At 68.6% G+C, this 18,273-nt stretch carries 17 protein-coding genes, 1 tRNA gene and 1 other RNA gene; 11 read left to right on the top strand and 8 right to left on the bottom strand.

Annotation, left to right across the window (positions count from 1 at the left end):
• Positions 1 to 9: 9 nt before the first annotated feature.
• Positions 10 to 873, bottom strand: a complete 864-nt coding sequence (locus tag A5758_RS17405; protein ID WP_067742397.1) for a class I SAM-dependent methyltransferase — start codon at positions 871 to 873, stop codon at positions 10 to 12.
• 190 nt (positions 874 to 1,063) lie between these two features.
• On the opposite strand from A5758_RS17405, the gene A5758_RS17400 reads away from it, so the two are divergent.
• A complete protein-coding gene (locus A5758_RS17400; protein ID WP_067742434.1) occupies positions 1,064 to 1,840 on the top strand; it encodes a methyltransferase domain-containing protein in 777 nt (258 codons plus the stop codon).
• Here A5758_RS17400 and A5758_RS17395 read toward each other — a convergent pair.
• A complete protein-coding gene (locus A5758_RS17395; RefSeq protein WP_067742395.1) occupies positions 1,837 to 2,274 on the bottom strand; it encodes an SRPBCC family protein in 438 nt (145 codons plus the stop codon). The genes A5758_RS17400 and A5758_RS17395 overlap by 4 nt on opposite strands.
• A gap of 66 nt (positions 2,275 to 2,340) precedes the next feature.
• Here A5758_RS17395 and A5758_RS17390 point away from each other — a divergent pair, with 66 nt between their 5' ends.
• Together A5758_RS17390 and A5758_RS17385 are read left to right on the top strand one after the other, a co-directional pair.
• On the top strand, positions 2,341 to 3,732 hold the full coding sequence (locus tag A5758_RS17390) for an FAD-binding oxidoreductase (protein WP_067742392.1): 1,392 nt from the start codon (positions 2,341 to 2,343) through the stop codon (positions 3,730 to 3,732).
• Between the two features lie 5 nt (positions 3,733 to 3,737).
• Positions 3,738 to 5,048 (top strand): class I SAM-dependent methyltransferase, encoded by a 1,311-nt coding sequence (locus A5758_RS17385; RefSeq protein ID WP_369816456.1) that lies wholly within the window; start codon positions 3,738 to 3,740, stop codon positions 5,046 to 5,048.
• A gap of 72 nt (positions 5,049 to 5,120) precedes the next feature.
• Here A5758_RS17385 and A5758_RS17380 read toward each other — a convergent pair whose 3' ends face one another.
• The 3 genes from A5758_RS17380 to ffs all read right to left on the bottom strand — a co-directional run bounded on the left by A5758_RS17380 (position 5,121) and on the right by ffs (position 8,434).
• On the bottom strand, positions 5,121 to 6,935 hold the full coding sequence (locus tag A5758_RS17380) for a DNA polymerase III subunits gamma/tau (protein WP_067742389.1): 1,815 nt from the start codon (positions 6,933 to 6,935) through the stop codon (positions 5,121 to 5,123).
• Positions 6,936 to 6,990: 55 nt separating this feature from the next.
• Positions 6,991 to 8,283, bottom strand: coding sequence for an aminotransferase class I/II-fold pyridoxal phosphate-dependent enzyme (locus A5758_RS17375; RefSeq protein ID WP_156622680.1), 1,293 nt, complete (start codon positions 8,281 to 8,283; stop codon positions 6,991 to 6,993).
• A 56-nt stretch (positions 8,284 to 8,339) separates the two neighbouring features.
• Positions 8,340 to 8,434: signal recognition particle sRNA small type (gene ffs, locus A5758_RS17370), an RNA gene on the bottom strand.
• A gap of 74 nt (positions 8,435 to 8,508) precedes the next feature.
• Between ffs and A5758_RS17365 the strand changes: the two genes are divergently transcribed.
• Both A5758_RS17365 and A5758_RS17360 read left to right on the top strand, forming a co-directional pair.
• Positions 8,509 to 8,594: transfer RNA gene (locus A5758_RS17365), tRNA-Ser, on the top strand.
• Positions 8,595 to 8,685: 91 nt separating this feature from the next.
• The gene (locus A5758_RS17360; RefSeq protein ID WP_067742384.1) at positions 8,686 to 9,468 is read left to right on the top strand and encodes a hypothetical protein; all 783 of its coding nucleotides are present in this window, start codon (positions 8,686 to 8,688) and stop codon (positions 9,466 to 9,468) included.
• Here the strand turns inward: A5758_RS17360 and A5758_RS17355 are convergent, their stop codons facing one another.
• Both A5758_RS17355 and A5758_RS17350 read right to left on the bottom strand, forming a co-directional pair.
• Entirely contained in the window at positions 9,469 to 10,212 is a 744-nt protein-coding gene (locus A5758_RS17355; RefSeq protein ID WP_082939743.1) for an enoyl-CoA hydratase/isomerase family protein, read from the bottom strand.
• Between the two features lie 14 nt (positions 10,213 to 10,226).
• The gene (locus tag A5758_RS17350) at positions 10,227 to 10,607 is read right to left on the bottom strand and encodes a hypothetical protein (RefSeq protein ID WP_067203892.1); all 381 of its coding nucleotides are present in this window, start codon (positions 10,605 to 10,607) and stop codon (positions 10,227 to 10,229) included.
• Positions 10,608 to 10,750: 143 nt separating this feature from the next.
• Between A5758_RS17350 and A5758_RS17345 the strand changes: the two genes are divergently transcribed.
• From A5758_RS17345 to A5758_RS17335, 3 genes are all read left to right on the top strand, one after another.
• A complete protein-coding gene (locus A5758_RS17345; RefSeq protein ID WP_067203893.1) occupies positions 10,751 to 11,230 on the top strand; it encodes a lipoprotein LpqH in 480 nt (159 codons plus the stop codon).
• Between the two features lie 95 nt (positions 11,231 to 11,325).
• Entirely contained in the window at positions 11,326 to 12,948 is a 1,623-nt protein-coding gene (locus A5758_RS17340; RefSeq protein ID WP_067742378.1) for a hypothetical protein, read from the top strand.
• Positions 12,945 to 14,300 (top strand): CHAT domain-containing protein, encoded by a 1,356-nt coding sequence (locus tag A5758_RS17335; protein WP_067742375.1) that lies wholly within the window; start codon positions 12,945 to 12,947, stop codon positions 14,298 to 14,300. Before A5758_RS17340 ends, A5758_RS17335 begins: the two co-directional genes overlap by 4 nt.
• Before the next feature lie 3 nt (positions 14,301 to 14,303).
• On the opposite strand, the gene A5758_RS17330 is transcribed toward A5758_RS17335, so the two are convergent.
• Complete coding sequence (locus A5758_RS17330; protein ID WP_067742373.1) at positions 14,304 to 14,642, bottom strand: hypothetical protein; 339 nt, start codon at positions 14,640 to 14,642, stop codon at positions 14,304 to 14,306.
• A 44-nt stretch (positions 14,643 to 14,686) separates the two neighbouring features.
• Between A5758_RS17330 and A5758_RS17325 the strand changes: the two genes are divergently transcribed.
• Genes A5758_RS17325 through A5758_RS17315 form a run of 3 tightly spaced genes read left to right on the top strand, consistent with a single transcriptional unit; the run spans position 14,687 to position 18,233 of the window.
• Positions 14,687 to 16,000, top strand: coding sequence for a hypothetical protein (locus tag A5758_RS17325; protein WP_067742430.1), 1,314 nt, complete (start codon positions 14,687 to 14,689; stop codon positions 15,998 to 16,000).
• Positions 15,997 to 17,136, top strand: coding sequence for a hypothetical protein (locus A5758_RS17320; protein ID WP_067742370.1), 1,140 nt, complete (start codon positions 15,997 to 15,999; stop codon positions 17,134 to 17,136). The genes A5758_RS17325 and A5758_RS17320 overlap by 4 nt, the downstream gene beginning before the upstream one ends.
• A 29-nt stretch (positions 17,137 to 17,165) precedes the next feature.
• Positions 17,166 to 18,233, top strand: coding sequence for a dihydrodipicolinate reductase (locus A5758_RS17315; protein ID WP_067742366.1), 1,068 nt, complete (start codon positions 17,166 to 17,168; stop codon positions 18,231 to 18,233).
• Positions 18,234 to 18,273 lie beyond the last annotated feature (40 nt).

Here is an 18,273-nt window from a genome sequence, read left to right as displayed (position 1 = left end):
TCCCCGTCGTCAGCGACTTCCCGAGACTTCCAGGGGCTTCCGCGCCGACGCGATCACATAGTCCGAGAAGCCGGTCGATCGTTCCCACAGCGAGACGCCGCGGCATTGCGCGCGATCGTCTTCCGTCACTTCCACGACCACTTCATTCATCTTTTTCTTTGCCTGAATGCGCTGCCGGGTGTACTTGGCCATGCCCGGGTACACGTCGTCCCGGATCGATTCCACCCGGATATCCTCGAATCCCGCGGCAGCCAGCCGGCGCGAGTATTCCTCCCGGTCGTAGTAATTGACTTTCGGAATGTGGCCGTACTTTCGGCCGAAAGCGGTCGTCAGGCCGGATTTCTTGCCAGGTTTGGGAAGCATATCGGTGAGCGCAATGGTTCCTCCGGGCTTGAGGACCCGAAACGCTTCGCGGATGAATTGGTCGCGCGTGTCGAAGTGGAATGCGCATTCCAGGGCCAAGACTTTTTCGAACGACACGTCGGGAAACTCCATTGCAGTCGCGGAGCCGCACCGAATGTCGATTTGTTTCTCCAGCCCGCGCTTGGCGACGCGGTCTCGGCCCATGTCGACGTGGACCGGTGTGATGTCGATGCCCGTGATGTGAGAAACCTTGAAGCGCTCGAGAAGAACAAAATCCTGCTCCCCGAAACCGACGCCGACGTCGAGGACTCTGTCGCCTGGTTTCAACCCGGCCCGCGTCGCCAAGAGTTCGACCATCGCGACGCAAGCGTCCGGATAGGTGCGAGCGACTTTCCAGTAACCGAGGTTGAGCCACAGCGGCTTGGAGTTATCGACGTAACCCTCATTCATGAAATCGATGACGTCGTCGCCGATCATCGTGTAGTAAGCCGCGGCGTCTTTTTGTCGCATCAGGCCATAGGACTGGGAAACTGTCCGGAACGCCCGGTGGATCGCAGAGGAATTTCCGCGCATTGTCTTCCCTTCGGGAAACCGGCAATTCATGGTAGCGCGGGGCCCCGGCACGACGACCCAGATCGAGCACTTCCGTGGCCATGGATTGCACGCAAAACTCGGTCGATCGGTGCGGCCATGGTCCATGATGATCTACGTGGACATCAGCGCCCACGACATCGCGAACATGCCCCGGGGCGGGCCGAACGCCTCCTGGCTGGACCGTCGGTTGCGGACCGACCGACTGGAATACCTCGACCGCGACGATGTCGACGATCTGAAGCAAAAGGTCGTCCACGCGCTCGACCGCGCCGGACGGCGACGGTTCTTGGGCGCTCATGAGAAGTTGGCCAGGATCGTGCTTGCTGAGCTGGCCGATGTGCCCTCTCCGAAGATCCTCGAGCTGGGGGGCGGCCTGGGCGGGCTGTCGAGCAAGCTGCTGGAGATGCACCCCACCGCACACGTGACGGTCACCGACATCGACCCCACGTTCGTGGCCGCCGTAGCCGCCGGGGACCTCGGCACTCACCCACGGGCCACGGTGCGGGAGATGGACGCGACCGCGATCGACGCCGCGGACGGGCAGTACGACCTCGCGGTCTTCGCGATGTCCTTACATCACCTGCCGCCCGCGCGGGCCGCCCGGGTGTTCGCCGAAGGGACCCGGGTCGCGAAAAAGTTGTTGATCATCGACCTCCGCCGGCCCGCGGCAGCGCTCCACTCGGTGGTGTTGGCTGCGACGTGGCCGTTCACCCGGGTGAGCCCGCTGGCACACGACGGTTTCATCAGCCAGCTACGCACCTACAGCCCGTCGGCGCTGAGGGCGCTCGCCTATTTCGCCGACCCGACGATCACCGTCGAATTCCCCAACCAACGCTTGGGCCCGACGGTGGCGGTTGCCAGCCGCGGTTCCGGCTCGGGCTAGCTTTCCAGTTCCCGCTTCAGGTTGGCCAATACCTCGCCCTGAATCCTCTTCAACCCCAACGGTGCAAAGGTTTTCTCGAAGAAGCCCTTGACGCCGCCCGCACCGGTCCAGGTGGTCTTCACGGTGACGCTGGACCCGGGTCCGGCGGGGGCCACCGTCCAGTTGATGATCATCGACGAGTTGGCGTCCTTCTCGATGACGGAATGGCCGGCGACGTCGACGTTGACCTGCACGTCACGGACGCGAGACTTGGTGGCCTGCAGCTTCCATCTGGCGACGGTGCCCGCGCCCTGGCCGCCCTGTAACACCTGGTAATCGCTGTACTGAGGGGACAGAATCTTCGGGCGCACCTGCTGATAGTCCGCGACGGCCGCGAGGGTGGCGGCCGGCTCGGCGTTGACCAAAATTGTGCTGGCAGCACTCACCTGTCCCAAAACAACTCCTGAAGCTATGCGGCCCGCGCGCGGGTGCACGGGCTGTGGTCGAAGACTAGGGTATATGTGGTGCCTGTCCCTGGATCTGCACTCTCGGCGCACAAGTCGGGCGTTGACCGGTTGATGGCGAGTTATCGATCCATCCCCGCAACGTCCGTCGTCAGGCTCGCCAAGCCGACCTCAAACCTGTTCCGCGCCCGCACTAAACGCGACGCTCCCGGCCTGGACACGTCGGGTCTGACCGGAGTGCTGAGCGTCGATCCCGAAGCCCGCACCGCCGATGTGGCCGGCATGTGCACCTATGAGGATCTGGTGGCAGCGACGCTGCCTTACGGCCTTTCGCCACTGGTCGTCCCGCAATTGAAGACGATCACGCTCGGCGGTGCGGTCAGCGGCTTGGGCATCGAGTCGGCATCGTTTCGCAATGGTCTGCCGCATGAATCGGTGCTGGAGATGGACATCCTCACCGGCGCCGGCGAGTTGCTCACCGCATCGCGCACCCAGCATCCCGACCTGTTCCGCGCCTTCCCCAATTCCTATGGGACGCTGGGGTATTCAACGCGGCTGCGGATCGAGCTGGAGCCAATCGCGCCGTTTGTCGCGTTGCGGCACGTCCGGTTCCGCTCGCTGCCTGCGCTGATCGCGGCGATGGAACGCATCATCGATACCGGCGGGCAGGGCGGCACGCCGGTCGACTATCTCGACGGTGTGGTGTTCAGCGCCGACGAGAGCTACCTGTGCGTGGGCCGGCGAACCACCAACCCGGGACCGGTCAGCGACTACACCGGGAACAGCATCTACTACCAGTCGATCCGGCACGACTCCCCCGGGGTGGAAGCCACCAAAGACGACCGGCTGACGATGCACGACTACTTCTGGCGCTGGGACACCGACTGGTTCTGGTGCTCGCGCGCGTTCGGTGTGCAGAACCCCCGGCTGCGGCGCTGGTGGCCGCGCCGCTACCGGCGCAGCAGCGTCTACTCGAAGCTCGTCGCCATGGACCAGCGCTTCGGCGTCGCCGACCGGATCGAGAAACGTCATGGCCGTCCCCCGCGTGAGCGGGTGGTCCAGGATGTCGAGGTGCCGGTCGAACGGACCTGCGAGTTCCTGGAGTGGTTCCTGCAGAACGTGCCCATCACCCCGATCTGGCTGTGTCCGCTACGGCTGCGCGATCACGGGGGCTGGCCGCTGTATCCGATGCGGCCGGACCACACCTACGTCAACATCGGCTTCTGGTCTTCGGTGCCGGCGGGCGCCACACAAGGCGCCGCCAACCGGACGATCGAAGCGAAGGTGAGCGAGCTCGACGGGCACAAGTCGCTGTATTCCGACTCCTATTACGCCCGCGAGGAATTCGACGAGTTGTACGGCGGCGAGGCCTACAACACGGTCAAGAAAACCTACGATCCCGATTCCCGGCTACTCGACCTCTACGCAAAGGCGGTGCAACGGCGATGACTTCTATTAGCGAGACCAAGGAACCCCACCGCGCCACGGCCGGAAAACTCAGCATGGCGGAGATCCTGGAGATCTTCGCCGCCACCGGGCGCCACCAGCTGAAGTTCACCGCCTACGACGGCAGCACCGCCGGCAGCAAGGACGCGGAACTGGGCCTGGATCTTCGGACCCCGCGCGGCGCCACCTACCTGGCCACCGCTCCCGGTGAACTAGGTCTGGCCCGCGCATACGTGGCGGGCGACCTGGACCTGTACGGCGTGCACCCCGGCGACCCCTACCAGCTGCTCAAGACGTTGACCGACCGCGTCCAATTCAAGCGGCCGCCGGCGCGGGTGCTCGCCAACGTGGTGCGCTCGATGGGGCTGGAGCGGCTGGTCCCGGTCCACCCGCCGCCGCAGGAAACGCCGCCCCGGTGGCGGCGGATCGCCGACGGGCTGATGCACACCAAGACCCGCGACGCCGAGGCCATCCACCACCACTACGACGTCTCCAACACCTTCTACGAATGGGTGCTCGGCCCGTCGATGACGTACACGTGCGCGGTCTACCCCGACGCCGACGCGACGCTGGAAGAAGCCCAGGAGAACAAGTACCGGCTGGTCTTCGAGAAGTTGCGGCTGCAGCAAGGTGATCGGTTACTCGACGTCGGCTGCGGTTGGGGCGGCATGGTGCGCTTCGCCGCGCGACGCGGCGTCCGGGTGATCGGCGCCACCCTGTCGGGCGAGCAGGCGAAGTGGGCGCAACGGGCGATCCAGGATGACGGTCTCGAGGACCTGGCCGAAGTCCGGCATTCGGACTACCGCGACATCCGCGAGGGCGGGTTCGACGCGGTGTCCTCGATCGGGTTGACCGAGCACATCGGCGTCAAGAACTACCCGGCCTACTTCGCGTTCCTGAAGTCGAAGCTGCGCACCGGCGGGCTGCTGCTCAACCACTGCATCACCCGCCACGACAACAAGTCGACCTCCTTCGCGGGCGGCTTCACCGACCGGTATGTCTTCCCGGACGGGGAGCTGACCGGCTCGGGACGCATCATCACCGAGGTCCAGGACGTCGGCTTCGAGGTGCTGCACGAGGAGAACTTCCGGCATCACTACGCGATGACGCTGCGCGACTGGTGCCACAACCTGGTCGAGCACTGGGACGAAGCGGTCGACGAGGTCGGCTTGGCCACCGCCAAGGTGTGGGGCCTGTACATGGCGGCCTCACGGGTCGCCTTCGAGCAGAACAACCTGCAGCTGCACCACGTGCTGGCGGCCAACACCGACGCGCGGGGCGGCGACCACCTGCCGCTCCGGCCCTGGTGGACGCCCTAGCCCTCAGGCGCCGACCCGCCGCGCCCGGCTTCGCCGCGCTTGCGATCGCCGCAAGCCCTCTGGCAGTCGAGCTCAGGCGTTATCGATCCGGCGGGCGCCCAGCTCGTTCTGTAACAGCTCGAGCGCGACCTCCTCGGGGTCGCGGCGCGGCGCCGAGGACTCCGTGCGGCCGGCTTCGGCGAGCATGTGTTCCTCTTCGTCGCGCTGCGCCACATCGGGCGGGGGCTCTGCGGCCCTCGGGGTCGGCGCGGCCGACTCGACCGGCGCTGCCGCGCCCACCTCGCAACGCACCCGCCAGTTGACGCCCAGCGCATCTTTGAGCGCTTCGGCGATGACGTCTGCGTTGCGCTGTTCGCACAGCCGCTTGGCCAGCGGCGCCGACGAATGCGTCAGCACCAGCGTGTTCTCCTCGATCGCGCGGACGGTGGCGCCCGCCAGCATCACCTCGGTGGTGCGGCTGCGCTGGCGCACCTTGTCGCGCACCGTCGGCCACATGGTCCGCACGGCGGCCGCGTTGAGTTCACCGGGCGTGGCCGGTTCCGCGATCGGCGCTGCGGCCGGTTCGGGCACGGGGGGCGATGGGACCGGCTCGGGGACCGCCTCCGGCTTGGGAACGGGCGGAGCGGACCTGGGCGGGGCGGGTTCCTTGGGCGCGGGCGGCTGCTTGCGTGGCCGCGCCGGCACCGTCGCCGCCGGCGGGTGCGCGGCCGCCGTCTCGGAGGCGGGAATCGACATGTCCAGCCGCGTCTCGATCCGCTCGACGCGCTGCAGCAGCGCCGACTCCGTGTCGCTGGCCGAGGGCAGCAGCAGCCGCGCACAAACCACTTCGAGCAACAGGCGCGGGGCCGTCGCGCCGCGCATCTCGCCCAGCCCCGCCTGCACGACCTCGGCGTAGCGGGTCAGGGTGGCCGACCCGAGGCGGGCGGCCTGGTCGCGCATCCGGTCGAGCACGTCCTCCGGGGCGTCCACCACGCCGCGGCTGACCGCGTCGGGAACCGCCTGCAGCACGATGAGGTCGCGGAACCGCTCCAGCAGGTCGGTGGCGAAGCGCCGCGGGTCGTGGCCCGCATCGATCACCGACTCCACCGCGCCGAACAGCGCCTCGGCGTCCGACGCGGCGAGGGCGTCCACCGCGTCGTCGATCAGCGCGACGTCGGTGGCGCCCAACAGCCCGAGCGCCCGCGGATAGGTGACGTGGTCGTCCTCGGCGCCCGCCAGCAGCTGGTCGAGCACCGACAGCGTGTCGCGTGGTGACCCGCCGCCGGCGCGGATCACCAGCGGGAACACCGCGTCGTCGACGGCGACGCCCTCCTGCTCACAGATCCGCCCGATCAGCGCCCGCATGGTCTTCGGGGGCAGCAGCCGGAACGGGTAGTGGTGGGTGCGCGACCGGATCGTCGGCAGCACCTTCTCCGGTTCGGTGGTGGCGAAGATGAAGATCAGGTGCTCGGGCGGCTCCTCCACGATCTTGAGCAGCGCGTTGAATCCCGCGGTGGTCACCATGTGCGCCTCGTCGATGATGAACACCCGATAGCGGGACTGCGCCGGCGCGTAGAACGCGCGGTCCCGCAGCTCGCGGGTGTCGTCCACGCCGCCGTGGCTGGCGGCGTCCAGCTCCACCACGTCGATGCTGCCGGGGGCGTTCGGAGCCAGCGCCGTGCACGAGTCGCACACCCCGCACGGATTGGCCGTCGGCCCCTGGACGCAGTTCAACGACCGCGCCAGGATGCGCGCCGACGAGGTTTTTCCGCAGCCGCGCGGCCCGGAGAACAGATAGGCGTGGTTGATCCGGCCCGCTTCCAGGGCGATCGACAGCGGTTCGGTGACGTGCTCCTGCCCCACCACCTCGGCGAAGGTTGCCGGTCGGTACTTGCGGTAGAGGGCCACGGTCAGCAGGCTACCGGCGCGAGCTGACTGGAGCCCGGCGGGCGTGTCGTCGCCGTCAGCTCACACTGGACGCGGCGGAGACGAGCAACGACTCCGTGGCCGCCAGCAGCGCGCACGTGGCCAGCCCGTCGACCGCGTCGCGCAGGTCCGGCAGCGACGGGAACGTGGGCGCGATCCGGATGTTCTTGTCGTCCGGATCTTTTCGGTAAGGGAACGACGCGCCCGCCTCGGTCACGGCGATGCCCGCGTCCTTGGCCAGCGCCACGGTCCGGCGCGCCGTACCGGGCAACACGTCGAGGCTGATGAAGTAACCCCCCTGGGGTTCGGTCCACGAGGCGATCTTGGAGTCGCTCAGCCGCTTGTCCAAAATGTCCAGCGCCAACGCGAATTTCGGCGCCAGGATCTGCTGGTGACGCAGCATGTGCAGGCGTACCCCGTCGGCATCGCGGAACAAGCGCAGGTGCCGCAGCTGGTTGACCTTGTCCGGGCCGATCGACTTCTTCCCCGCGTACTGCAGGTACCACGCGATGTTGCCCAGCGATCCGCCCAGGAAGCTCACGCCGGCACCGGCGAAGGTGATCTTCGAGGTGGACGCTAAGACGTAGGGCCGGTTCGGGTTGCCGGCAGCGGCGGACAGCCCCAGCACGTCGATCTGGTGCGGGAAGTCATGCGTCAACGTGTGCACGGCGTACGCGTTGTCCCAGAACAGCCGGAAGTCCGGCGCCGCCGTCCGCATCTGGACCAGCCGGCGGACCGTTTCCCAGGAGTAGGTGATTCCGGTGGGGTTGCCGAATACCGGCACCGTCCACATGCCCTTGATGGCGGGGTCGACGGCGACCAGCTCCTCGATCAGGTCGACGTCGGGACCGTCGGCCATCATCGGGACGGGAATCATCTCGATACCCATCGTCTCCGTGATGGCGAAGTGCCGGTCATAGCCGGGAACGGGGCACAGGAATTTGACGCTCGCCTCGTCCTTCCAGGGGCGCTGCGAGTCGACGCCGCCGTACAACATCGAGAAGGCGACCAGGTCGTGCATCAGCTCCAGACTGGAGTTGTTGCCCGCGATCAGGTGGGACACTCCGATGCCGAGCAGCTCTCCGAAGATGGCCCGCAGCTCGGGCAGGCCGTGCAGGCCACCGTAGTTGCGGGTGTCGGTGCCCTCGCTGTCGCGATAGTCGTCACCGGGCAGACTCAGCAACCGGTTCGACAGATCGAGCTGCTCGGGCGCCGGTTTGCCGCGGGTCAGGTCGAGGGCCAACTTCTTGGCCTGCAGATCCGCGTAGTCCTGCTGGTTGCGCGCGTGCAGAGCCGCTAACTCTTCAGGGCTGAGGGAATCGAAAGACACCATGGGCCCTTTCGCCTTGAACGCTGGAAGATCGGTGGGGCCAAAACGGTCCCCTGCGTAGGGGACCCCGCGCACCCGACAGAGCCCATTGACCCTTGCTGCCTTCCGGCCCTGGGGGAGTTCACAGGATAGACGCCGCGCGGGGTCCACGGCGAGTCTAATACCTGACGCGAACTAGTCGACGTGCGCCTCCAGGGCCACGGCGGCCTCGGTTACCATGGCCACGGAGGATTCGCCTAGTGGCCTATGGCGCTCGCCTGGAACGCGGGTTGGGTTAACAGCCCTCGCGGGTTCAAATCCCGCATCCTCCGCAATAGGTCCGCCATGCGGGCAGCACGAATTGGTCTGGAATCGGGTCGGCCGCCTTTAGGCTGGCCTGAGCCAGTCAGCATGAGGAGGCTTATGGGGCGCAAGGTCGCCATTCCGTGGCACGCGTCGTTCTCGATCGCTGCCGGCGTCCTCTACTTCTTTTTCGTGTTGCCCCGTTGGCCGGAGCTGATGGGTGACACCACGCATTCGTTGGGGACGGCGCTTCGGATCGCGACGGGGGCGCTGTTCGCCCTGGCCGCGCTGCCCGTGGTGTTCAACCTGTTGCGGGTGCGCAAGCCGGAGCTGGGGACGCCGCAGCTGGCCCTGACCCTCAGGGTCGCCTCGATCGTGGCCCATGTGCTGGCCGGCGTGCTCATCATCGGCACCGCGATCAGCGAGATCTGGCTGAGCCTGGACGCCGCCGGACGGTATCTGTTCGCGATCTATGGCGCGGCGGCCGCGATCGGATTGCTCGGGTTCTTCGCGTTCTACCTGTCGTTCGTCGCCGAGTTGGCGCCGCCACCGCCGAAACCGATCAAGGCGAAGAAACCCAAGAAGCGTCGGTTGCGCCGCAAGGCCGGCGAGGAAGACGGCGAACCCGCCGACGAGGCGGAGGCCGACGAGGCCGAGGACGAAGAGGCCGTGGCCGACGAGTCGGAGGAAACCGAGGCCGTCAAGGCCGAGTCTTCCGAAGAGCCGGCCGAGGTAGCCACGGCTCCCGAGGCGGCGGAAGAGCCCGCCCAGGGGGTCGAGGAGACCGAAGCGACCGAGCCCAAGCTGCGCAACCGCCGCCCGACGGGCAAGGGGTCGCACCGGATGCGGCGCCGGCGCACCAGGGGCGGCGTCGCGGTCGAAGAAGACCTCGACGAGGAATAGTCAGTCGCGCCGCCGCAGGCGCTCTACGTATGCGGCGATCCGTTGCAGGGTCCCGTCCGCTCCCCACATCTGGCGGACCTCGTCGTCGACACCCCGGCCGTCGCGGATCCGCGCCATCGTCGGGGCCCGCAGCTGCGTCTTGGTCTGCCGATAGGCGTCGGCCGGGATGCCGCCGAGATCCGACGCGTCCGCCACGGCCGCATCGAGGAGATCGTCTTCGACCACGCGATGGGCCAGCCCGCGGGCAACGGCCTCGGCACCGCGATAGGTGCGCCCACCCAACAGCACCTCCTCGGCGCGATCGCCGCAGGCATAGCGCATGACCTCCAGCGCGGCGACCGGAAAGGGCACGCCGACACGCACCTCCGTCGCCCCGATCTGCGCCTCGGGGCCGATGAGGCGGCGGTCGCAGGCGCACGCGAGCACGCATCCGCCCGCGATCGCGGCGCCGTTGATGGCGGCGACCGTCGGGCCCGGGTAGGCGAACATCGTCTCGAACGCCGCGGACAAAGCGGGGACCAGCCGATCGGTGTAGTCGGCGCCGCCCTCCACCACGCGGTTGAGGTCGACCCCGGCGCTGAACACCCGGCCGCCGCCGGTGACGACCAGCGCACCAGCCTCCGAGCGCTCCAGATCGCGCACCGCCAGGGTCAGCTCGTCGAGCAGCTCGACGTCCTGGGCGTTGACCGGACCCGACGACAGGGTCAGCACCTGCACGGTTCCCACCGTCTTGATGTCGATCATGGTCACATCCTCGATCAGCGGCTCACGGCCGCGATGACGACCGGAATGTCGGTGTTCTCGTCGGTGTGATAACTCGCGCACACGCGGTGGTAGCCGTCGGCGATCTGTAACGGGGCACCGGTCGGGAAGTCACCGCGCACCAGCAGGATGGGCGACAGCGGTTGGCCCTTCTCGATCTTGGTCAGGTCGGCGGCGACGTGGGGATTGTCGACCGGCAACAGGCCCAGCCGCGCCGCCCGCAGAATGTCTTTGGCCTTGCGGTGCGTGACGGTGCCGGCCTTCAGTTTCTTGATCGCCTTCTTGACCGTCGCCGAGTCCGCCAGCATGGTGAGGTAGTCCGCCGCCGCCGGAAAGTCATGGGCCTCAGGCTTTTCCAGCCACTTCACGCTCAGCATCGCGTGCTCCCTTCGCCTGCGCCCACCCCGACGCAGCCTACCGGCTCGACACCGCGAAATTTGGGATCGGTAGCGAGTCGGCCGGTCTCTACTTACGCCATGGCGACGCCATCGGGGCGGCGCATGAAAGAAGGGAACCGCAAGTGAAACGTCTTCTCGCGGCTGCGATTGGGACACTGGGCGCCGCATCGGTGCTGGTGGGGTGCTCCAGCGGCGGCCACACGGCCGGCCCGGCATCGAGCACGGCACCCAGCGTCGCCAACGGCGGCGGGGCGCAGGTCAAGGTTGGCGGCACCGACCTGGCGGGCCTGGACCCGGCCTCGGTGACCTGCGTCCGGACCGGCGGCAAGATCGACATCGGCAGTGGCTCCAGCGGCGGACGGCAGGCGCTGGCCGTCGTCATGACCGACGAGGCCACCCCTAAGGTCGAGTCGCTGGCAATGGTCGTCGACGGCAACGCCCTGTCGGTCAGCAACAACATGGGCGCGAAGGTCGGCTCTGCCGACGTGGCGGTGGACGGCAAGACCTACACCATCACGGGCCAGGCGCAGGGCGCCGACCTGAAGAACCCGATGGCCGGCATGATCAGCAAGGACTTCAGCATCAAGGTGACCTGCGGCTGATCGGTTGCGGACCGGGCGGCGGACGTGGCTGGATCAGCGTCCGCCGCTCGCCGCTTTCCCAGCCCGGGCAGCGCCGGCGGACTTATGATGCAGCCGTGTCGATCCCCGACGAGTTGGACAACGCGCGCCGCCTGGCGTACGCGGCCGACGAAGCGGGGGCGCGCGATCTGCTGCTGTCCTTGATACCGCGCATCCAGCGGGAAGACCGGGACGATCTGATGCTGGAAGTCCTCGCGCAGCTCGGCGAAATCTACCTTGAGCGCGGCGCGAATGACGGCGTGCGCGAATGCATCCGACGCATTGAAGACTGCGTGGCGATCTACGCGAGCATGCCCGCCGATGCCGGGACCACACACATGATCCGCCGGTACTCGCGCCGGGCCCAGTTTCTGCAAACCGGCCTGGCCGCGGCGATCGGCGATCATGAGGGCGCGGCGGCGGCGCTGGCGGTGCTAAATGACGACGCGGACGTTCCCGCCCTGGCCGACGAACACACCCGCCTGCGCATCCATGCGCTGGTGTGGTGCGCAACCGCATTGTGCGACGACGACCTGCATGCCCGGTCGGTCCCGTTGTGGGAGAACGTTATTGGTGCCATGGCAGACTACGGTGGGACCGGCGATGTCGCCGACCACCTCCGGGTCGTCGCAGGCATCGGGTACGGCAGGTTCTGCGTCCAAACGGGCCGACTGCCGGAAGCAGACCCCTGGCTGCGACGCGCGGAAGCCCGGGCACAGGCCAACGGCTGGGAACTGGCCACGGCGCAAGCACGATTGGAGCGGGCGGCGGCGTGCTGGGCGGCCAACGACCACGCGGGCACCGAGCAACTGGTGTCGGAGGCCTATCCCGTCATCGCCCGCCACGCCCGGGCCCACGACGTTGCCCGCTGCTGGCTGTATATGGGGCTCACCCGGCTGGGGGCCGGTGCCCTGGAAGCCGCCGACGAATGCTGGGAGCACGCAGAGCGGCACTGGCGCGAATTGGGAAGGCCGCTTCATCTGCACCGTATCTTGTTGCAGCGCAGCTGGATAGCGATCTTCTGGAGCCGTTTCGCCGAAGCGGTCGAGCTGATCGCCGAGGCCCGCGAATTGCTCGACTCGTCGCCGCGCAGCAGCTGGCTACAGTACGCGCTACTCGACAATCATCTCGGCACGGTGTGGCGCGCGGACGCGTTGGCGGACCTCGGCTTCGACAGCTCGGGCGATCCCGACGAGACGCTGCAGGAGACCGAGGCCCGACAGGCGGAGGGACTCGGCATCCTCCACGGCGAGATCGGCACCGATGAATACTGGCGCGGCATGACCAAGCTGCAGCAGGCCGCGGAGCTCAAGGTCCCCGCCGCCCTGGCGGTCGACTCGGTGCGGTACTCCATCGCCGATGCGGACGCGAGATCACGCTGGGCCGCCAGCATTTCGGCCCCCGTCCTGGCCGGCGCCTTCGCCGTCGCCTGGGAATGGGAGAACACCGAACTGATCAGTCACCTGGTCGAATACCACAGCGCCCGAGGGACTTTCGGCACCGGCTTGCAGCGGCCACAAACCGGCGAATGGGCGTCCACGGCCACCGGCGGGGCATCGCTGACCCGGCTCGGACCGTTGCCGCCGTTGCGGATGCAGCCGGACACCGAGCCGATCCTGAGCCACTATCGGGCGCTGGCATTCCAGCGCTACGGCCGTGACGTCACCGCGACCGAGCCCGCCTGGTCGACCTGGCCGTGAGCGACACCGACCGGGCCACCCTGATCCTGCGGTACGCCGACGTCGGGATCGCCACCTACGCCAGCCTGCGGGTCGTCGGCCAGCCGTCACGCACCGTCAACTGGGTCATCGAAGAGCCACTGTTGCTGGCCGCGCTGGAAGAACTGGCGAACGCCCTGCCCGAGCCACACGGCTCCGAGAGCCCGACGGACGCCATCGAGCGCGCGCTGACCACCGGGCCGTTCGCGACGGCGGAGAGCGAGCTGACGCTCGCCTACATCCTCGGGGTGCTGCTGATCGGCTCCGCCGGCTGGCAGCTGCTCGCCGAGTGCATGGCCACGCCGCGCGCCGCCCTGTTCGTCTCGCCCAGCGCCCGGCTTGCCCGGGTCCCATGGGGGCTGCTGGCGGTGCCGAAATCGGGCCCCAGCAAGGAAGAATTGGTGCGCGCCCGCCAGGAGGCCATCACCGCCAGCGGCCGGGCCGCGGCCCGCATCCCCTGGCAGCTCGCCGATATCGCGAAACACACCGACGGCTACCGGCTGATGGAACTGGTCGACGTCCTGATGGCGGTCCCGCCGAACATCGTGCACTCACCGCGCGCGCCGGCCGGATGGGACGCCAGGAAGGACGGTCCGCCGCTGCTGGTCCTCGACCCCAGGGTGCCGGGGCAGCGCCCGGACTCCGCGCTGGGGTCGGTACTGGGCAGGCCCGCGCCGGACACACCGTTGGCGCGGCACTTCACCGGCGTGCTGGAACACCGGCCGGTGCTGCCGGCCATTGAATCCCCGGCAGCCGCGGTCGAACTGTTCCGCCGCCAAGACGCCGATCGCACGTGGCTGGCCAAGCTGCTGGCTCAGACGCCGAGCAGGCTGCTCTATGTGGGCCATGCGAGTTCGGCGGACGGCCAAGCCGATCGGGCCGCGCTGCACCTGGCCGATACCGCCGACGTCCCCGGCGACGCCGACGCCATCGGTGATCACCGCCCGCTGACCGCGTCGGACCTGATGGCCCTGCAACTGCCGATGCCGCCGCGGGTGGCCCTGCTCGCGTGCGGATCGGGCGGGGACTACCAATTCGACGAGGCCACCGGGCTGGTGGCGGCGATGATCCTGGGCGGCGCGCAATTGGTGACCGCCACCCTGTGGTCGCTGCCCACCACCGCGGCGTACCGCCAGTTCACCACGGCCACCGCCGATCCGATGGCCGACGTCGTGGCCGCCGTGGATCACGCGCATGGCGCGGAAGGAGAAGCCGGGTGCGCGGTGAACCGTTGGCAGCGCGAACAGATGCGGCGCTGGCGCGATGGCGAGGCCACGGCGAACCCGCTGTATTGGAGTGCGGTAGTCACCTTCGCGGTGGACGGCGCACGGTAGCGCTCACAGCGACGCGACGAAGGCCGCGTGCACTGCCAGCACGTCGTCGGGCAGCGAAAGTTCCTCGCGCGCAGCGGGATCGAACGCCACCAGAACGACAAGGCCGGGCCGCAACATCGACACGTCGAGATCGTCGCCGCAGCGCGCCAGCTTGCCGATGAAGGTCTCCCCGGAGACGGCGACCACCTCGATGAAAACCTGACGTTCGACGGTGCGCACGGTGCCGACCCCGACGGCGCGGTCCCCGCCGCCGCGACGCCGGGCGCACCTGAGCCGGTCAACCAGCACCAACAGCTTGTTCATGCCACCAGGGTGAAGCCACCGGCCGGCTACCGAACCCAAGTTTTCGGCTGCCGCGTTTCGCGCGATGCCCCTATTCTGTGCAGATGAGCGCGGATTCGCAGCTGGCCGTCGCGGTCGGCCACCCACGCCGGTCGGTGATCGACGCGGCATGGCGGGCGATCGGCCCGGGTGTGGAGGTGCTCAGCAGCGACGACGGCGGCCCGTTGAGCCGCACCGTCAAACGCATCATCGACCCCCTGGTGCTCCGGCTGCGGTCGAACCCGCAATATTCGGCTCCGGTCGTCACCCCCGAGACGGCCGCGGCGATGCGTGACCTGATCGTCGGCAGTGGCGCCGAATTACGCTCGGCCGCAGCTTGGTTCGAGGTTCTAAAAATGGAGCGCCGCCGGCAGCGCATCCGCACGGGAAACGCCCAGGAACTGTACTTCCCGGTGTGTTTCGAGCTCGCGGTGACGAAAGGCCCACCGGCACCGCAGGATCGCGAGACGGCCGCGGCGGTGCTGGGCGACGTCCACCAGGGCCGCGACCGCACCGCGATCGAGGTGCTGCACCAATACGTGGCCGATGCCGAAACCATCGCGAAGCTGGCCGACCAGCTCGACCGCAGCTGGCGCGACGTGCGGGCCGGTAACACCGTCACCGCCCCCTTCCTGGCCGAGCTCACCACCGTGCTGGGGCCGGCCAACAGCCACCGCACCGCGACGGCGCGGCAGCGCGTCTGGTCGGCAATGATCGCCGACGCCACCCCGTACAACCTCGGGGCCCTGGCCCGCGTCGAGGCGGCGGAACTGCCGTGGTCGATCGTCGAACTCGGCCTGAGTTCCGTTGCCCCGCAACGCCCCCCGCAAGTCGCGGGTGACCCCGACAGCGACCGGCCGCTGGACCGCAGCGTGGTGGACCGGGTGCGCGCGACGCTGCGCCGCGCCCTGGACCGCGACGCGCTGCCCGATATCCCCCTGCTCTGCGAGGAGGAGGTCGACCGGGCCTGCGCGCCCTGGGGGCTGATGGCCGAGGACAAGCAGGCCACGCTCGTCGCGGGGATCGAGGTGGCGGTGGAGCTGGCCCCGCTGGACCCGTCCGTCGCCAGCCGCTACGCCCTGGCGGCGCAGATTCAGGCGCGGTTGCGCAAGGAGGCCTACGTGCTGCACGCCAGGCGTTACCTCGCTGAGGGCGGCCCCATCCATCCACGCCAACGGCAGGTGGTCGACGACCTCGCCGCCTACGCGCAGCCCTACCTGAGCCGGCTCTGGGCGCGGCTGCACGGGCGCGACGTGTGGCAGGACCCCTGCGTCGACGTCGATGACGTGCGATCGCTGCTCGAAGGCGTCGCGCGCTCAGTGAGCCTGGACCACCGGCAGCGGATCAAGGCGATGCTGGAATTGCAGGTGGCCGGATGAGATTGGTTGCCGATTCCGGCCTGTGGAGCACCGGACCCGTCAGCGAGGCGACGCCGCTGGCCGCGGTGCTGGAGGTCAGCGGCGCGGTGCTGTCGTGGACTTTGGACCAGCCCGGCGAGCCGGACGCTGCGGCAACCCACATCACGTTCACCGATTTCGGCCGCGCCGACTGGCTTTGGCGGATCCTCGGCGAATCCGGACACGTCGCCCTGGCTTCGGCGGTGGGGTCGGTGTACGACCCGCACGGCATCGACCTCGCCGGCGTGGACATCCTGCCGGGCTCGGTCGCCACGCTCCGCAGGCTGGCCGTGGGCCATTGGCTGCGGCGCTGGTGGCCCGCCAGCCGGCGCGACGGCATCGCCGGGCTCGACCGCGCGCTGCTGGACCTCGAGGTCGCGTTGCTGACCGCCGGCGCGCAGGGCTTCTTCGCCGACGACACCCTGGATTCCGACGTGGCGGGATTGCTGGCGCCGCATGCCGACGCCCTGGCCGCGCACCTAGCCGACGGTGATCCGCGCGCACTCGATCTGGTGCGGGCGGGCGCCGGCCTGGCCGACGAAATGGGGGTGGACGGCCCCGGGTGGCCCGAACTCTTTGCTGCCCTTGACGATTCGAGCATGCCCTTGAGCGTGCCGAGCGGCCGCCGCGACGACTACGCCCTGGCCGCCGGGGCTGGCGCCGGCCCGCGCGCCGTGGCTCCGATCGCCCGCGGCACCGCGTCCGTCAGCTGGAGCGGGGTGCCGCCCGGCATCTTCGACGCGGGCGAGAACACCGTCGACTGGACGATCGAGGCAGCCGGAACGGCCGTCGCGGCACTGGTGCGGGCGGCCGTCATCGGCCCGGACGCGCCCACCGGCGTGCAGGTGCGATTGCGCTCCGGCGCCGTTTCCGGCACCGGAGCCTTGGACGCCGACGGCCGAGCGACCCTCCCCCTGGTCGACCGCGAGCAACGTCCGCTCACGGAATCGGCGGCGTGGGACCACGATTGGTCGGCGACCTCGGTGCTCGTCGGGGTCGAGACGACGGAGTCCCCCGAAACCCGGGAACGCGTGCGGCGGTGGGCGCGGGCGCGGCTGGACCGGCCGGCCCGCGACGCGTTTCTCGCCGAAATTCTGGCGGCCGAATCCGCCTACTAACGCCGGTCCCGATTCCCTATGCTGAGCGAGTGCCAAACAACTATCGAGTGGTTCAGTGGAACACCGGCAATGTCGGCAAGAGCTCGCTGAAGTCGATCGTCGCCAACCCCACCTACGAACTGGTGGGCTGCTACGCCTGGTCGGCGGAGAAGGTCGGCCGCGACGCCGGCGAACTTGTCGGGATCCCCCCGCTGGGCGTGCCGGCCACCAACGACGTCGACGCGCTGCTCGCGCTGAAGCCGGACTGCGTGGTCTACAACCCGATGTGGATCGACGTCGACGAGCTGGTCCGCATCCTGTCCGCGGGCGTCAACGTGGTGACCACGGCGTCGTTCATCACCGGGGGAAACCTCGGGAACGGCCGCGAGAAGATAGTGGAGGCCTGCGAGAAGGGCGGCGCCACCATTTTCGGGTCCGGGGTGAGTCCGGGTTTCGCCGAGCTGCTGGCCATCGTGTCGGCGATGGTGTGCAATCGGATCGACAAGGTCACGGTGAACGAGGCCGCCGACACCACGTTCTACGACTCACCGGAGACCGAGAAGCCGGTGGGCTTCGGCCAGCCGATCGACCACCCCGAGCTGCCGGCGATGGCGGCGAAGGGAACGGCCATCTTCGGCGAGGCCGTCCGGCTGGTGGGCGACGCGCTCGGCGTCGAGCTCGACGAGGTGAAGTGCGTGGCCGAGTTCGCCCAGACGACCGCCGATCTCGAAATGGCGTCCTGGACCATCCCCGCAGGATGCGTGGCGGGCGTCTACATCAGCTGGCAGGGCATAGTCGGTGACACCACCCTGATCGACCTGAACGTGCGGTGGCGCAAGGGACAGACGCTCGAACCCGACTGGAAGATCGAACAGGACGGCTGGGTCATCCAGATCGACGGGCAGCCGACGGTGACCACCAAGGTCGGCTTTCTGCCGCCGCCGTACTTCGAGGCGACGACGATCGAGGAGTTCATGGACCTCGGCCACATCATGACCGCGATGCCAGCGATCAACGCGATCCCGGCCGTCGTCGCGGCCGCGCCGGGCATCGTCACCTACACCGATCTTCCGCTGACGCTGCCGCGTGGGAACGCCTATGTCAGCATGGGGCGGTGATTGCGAAGCGCATCGTCGTCGGTGTTGCGATCGCGGTGAC

This window comes from Mycobacterium sp. 852014-50255_SCH5639931 (genome assembly GCF_001665605.1).
Classification (GTDB): Bacteria; Actinomycetota; Actinomycetes; order Mycobacteriales; family Mycobacteriaceae; genus Mycobacterium; species Mycobacterium paraffinicum.
Note: the sequence above shows the minus strand (reverse complement) of the source record. Positions and strands in the feature narration are given on the sequence as shown.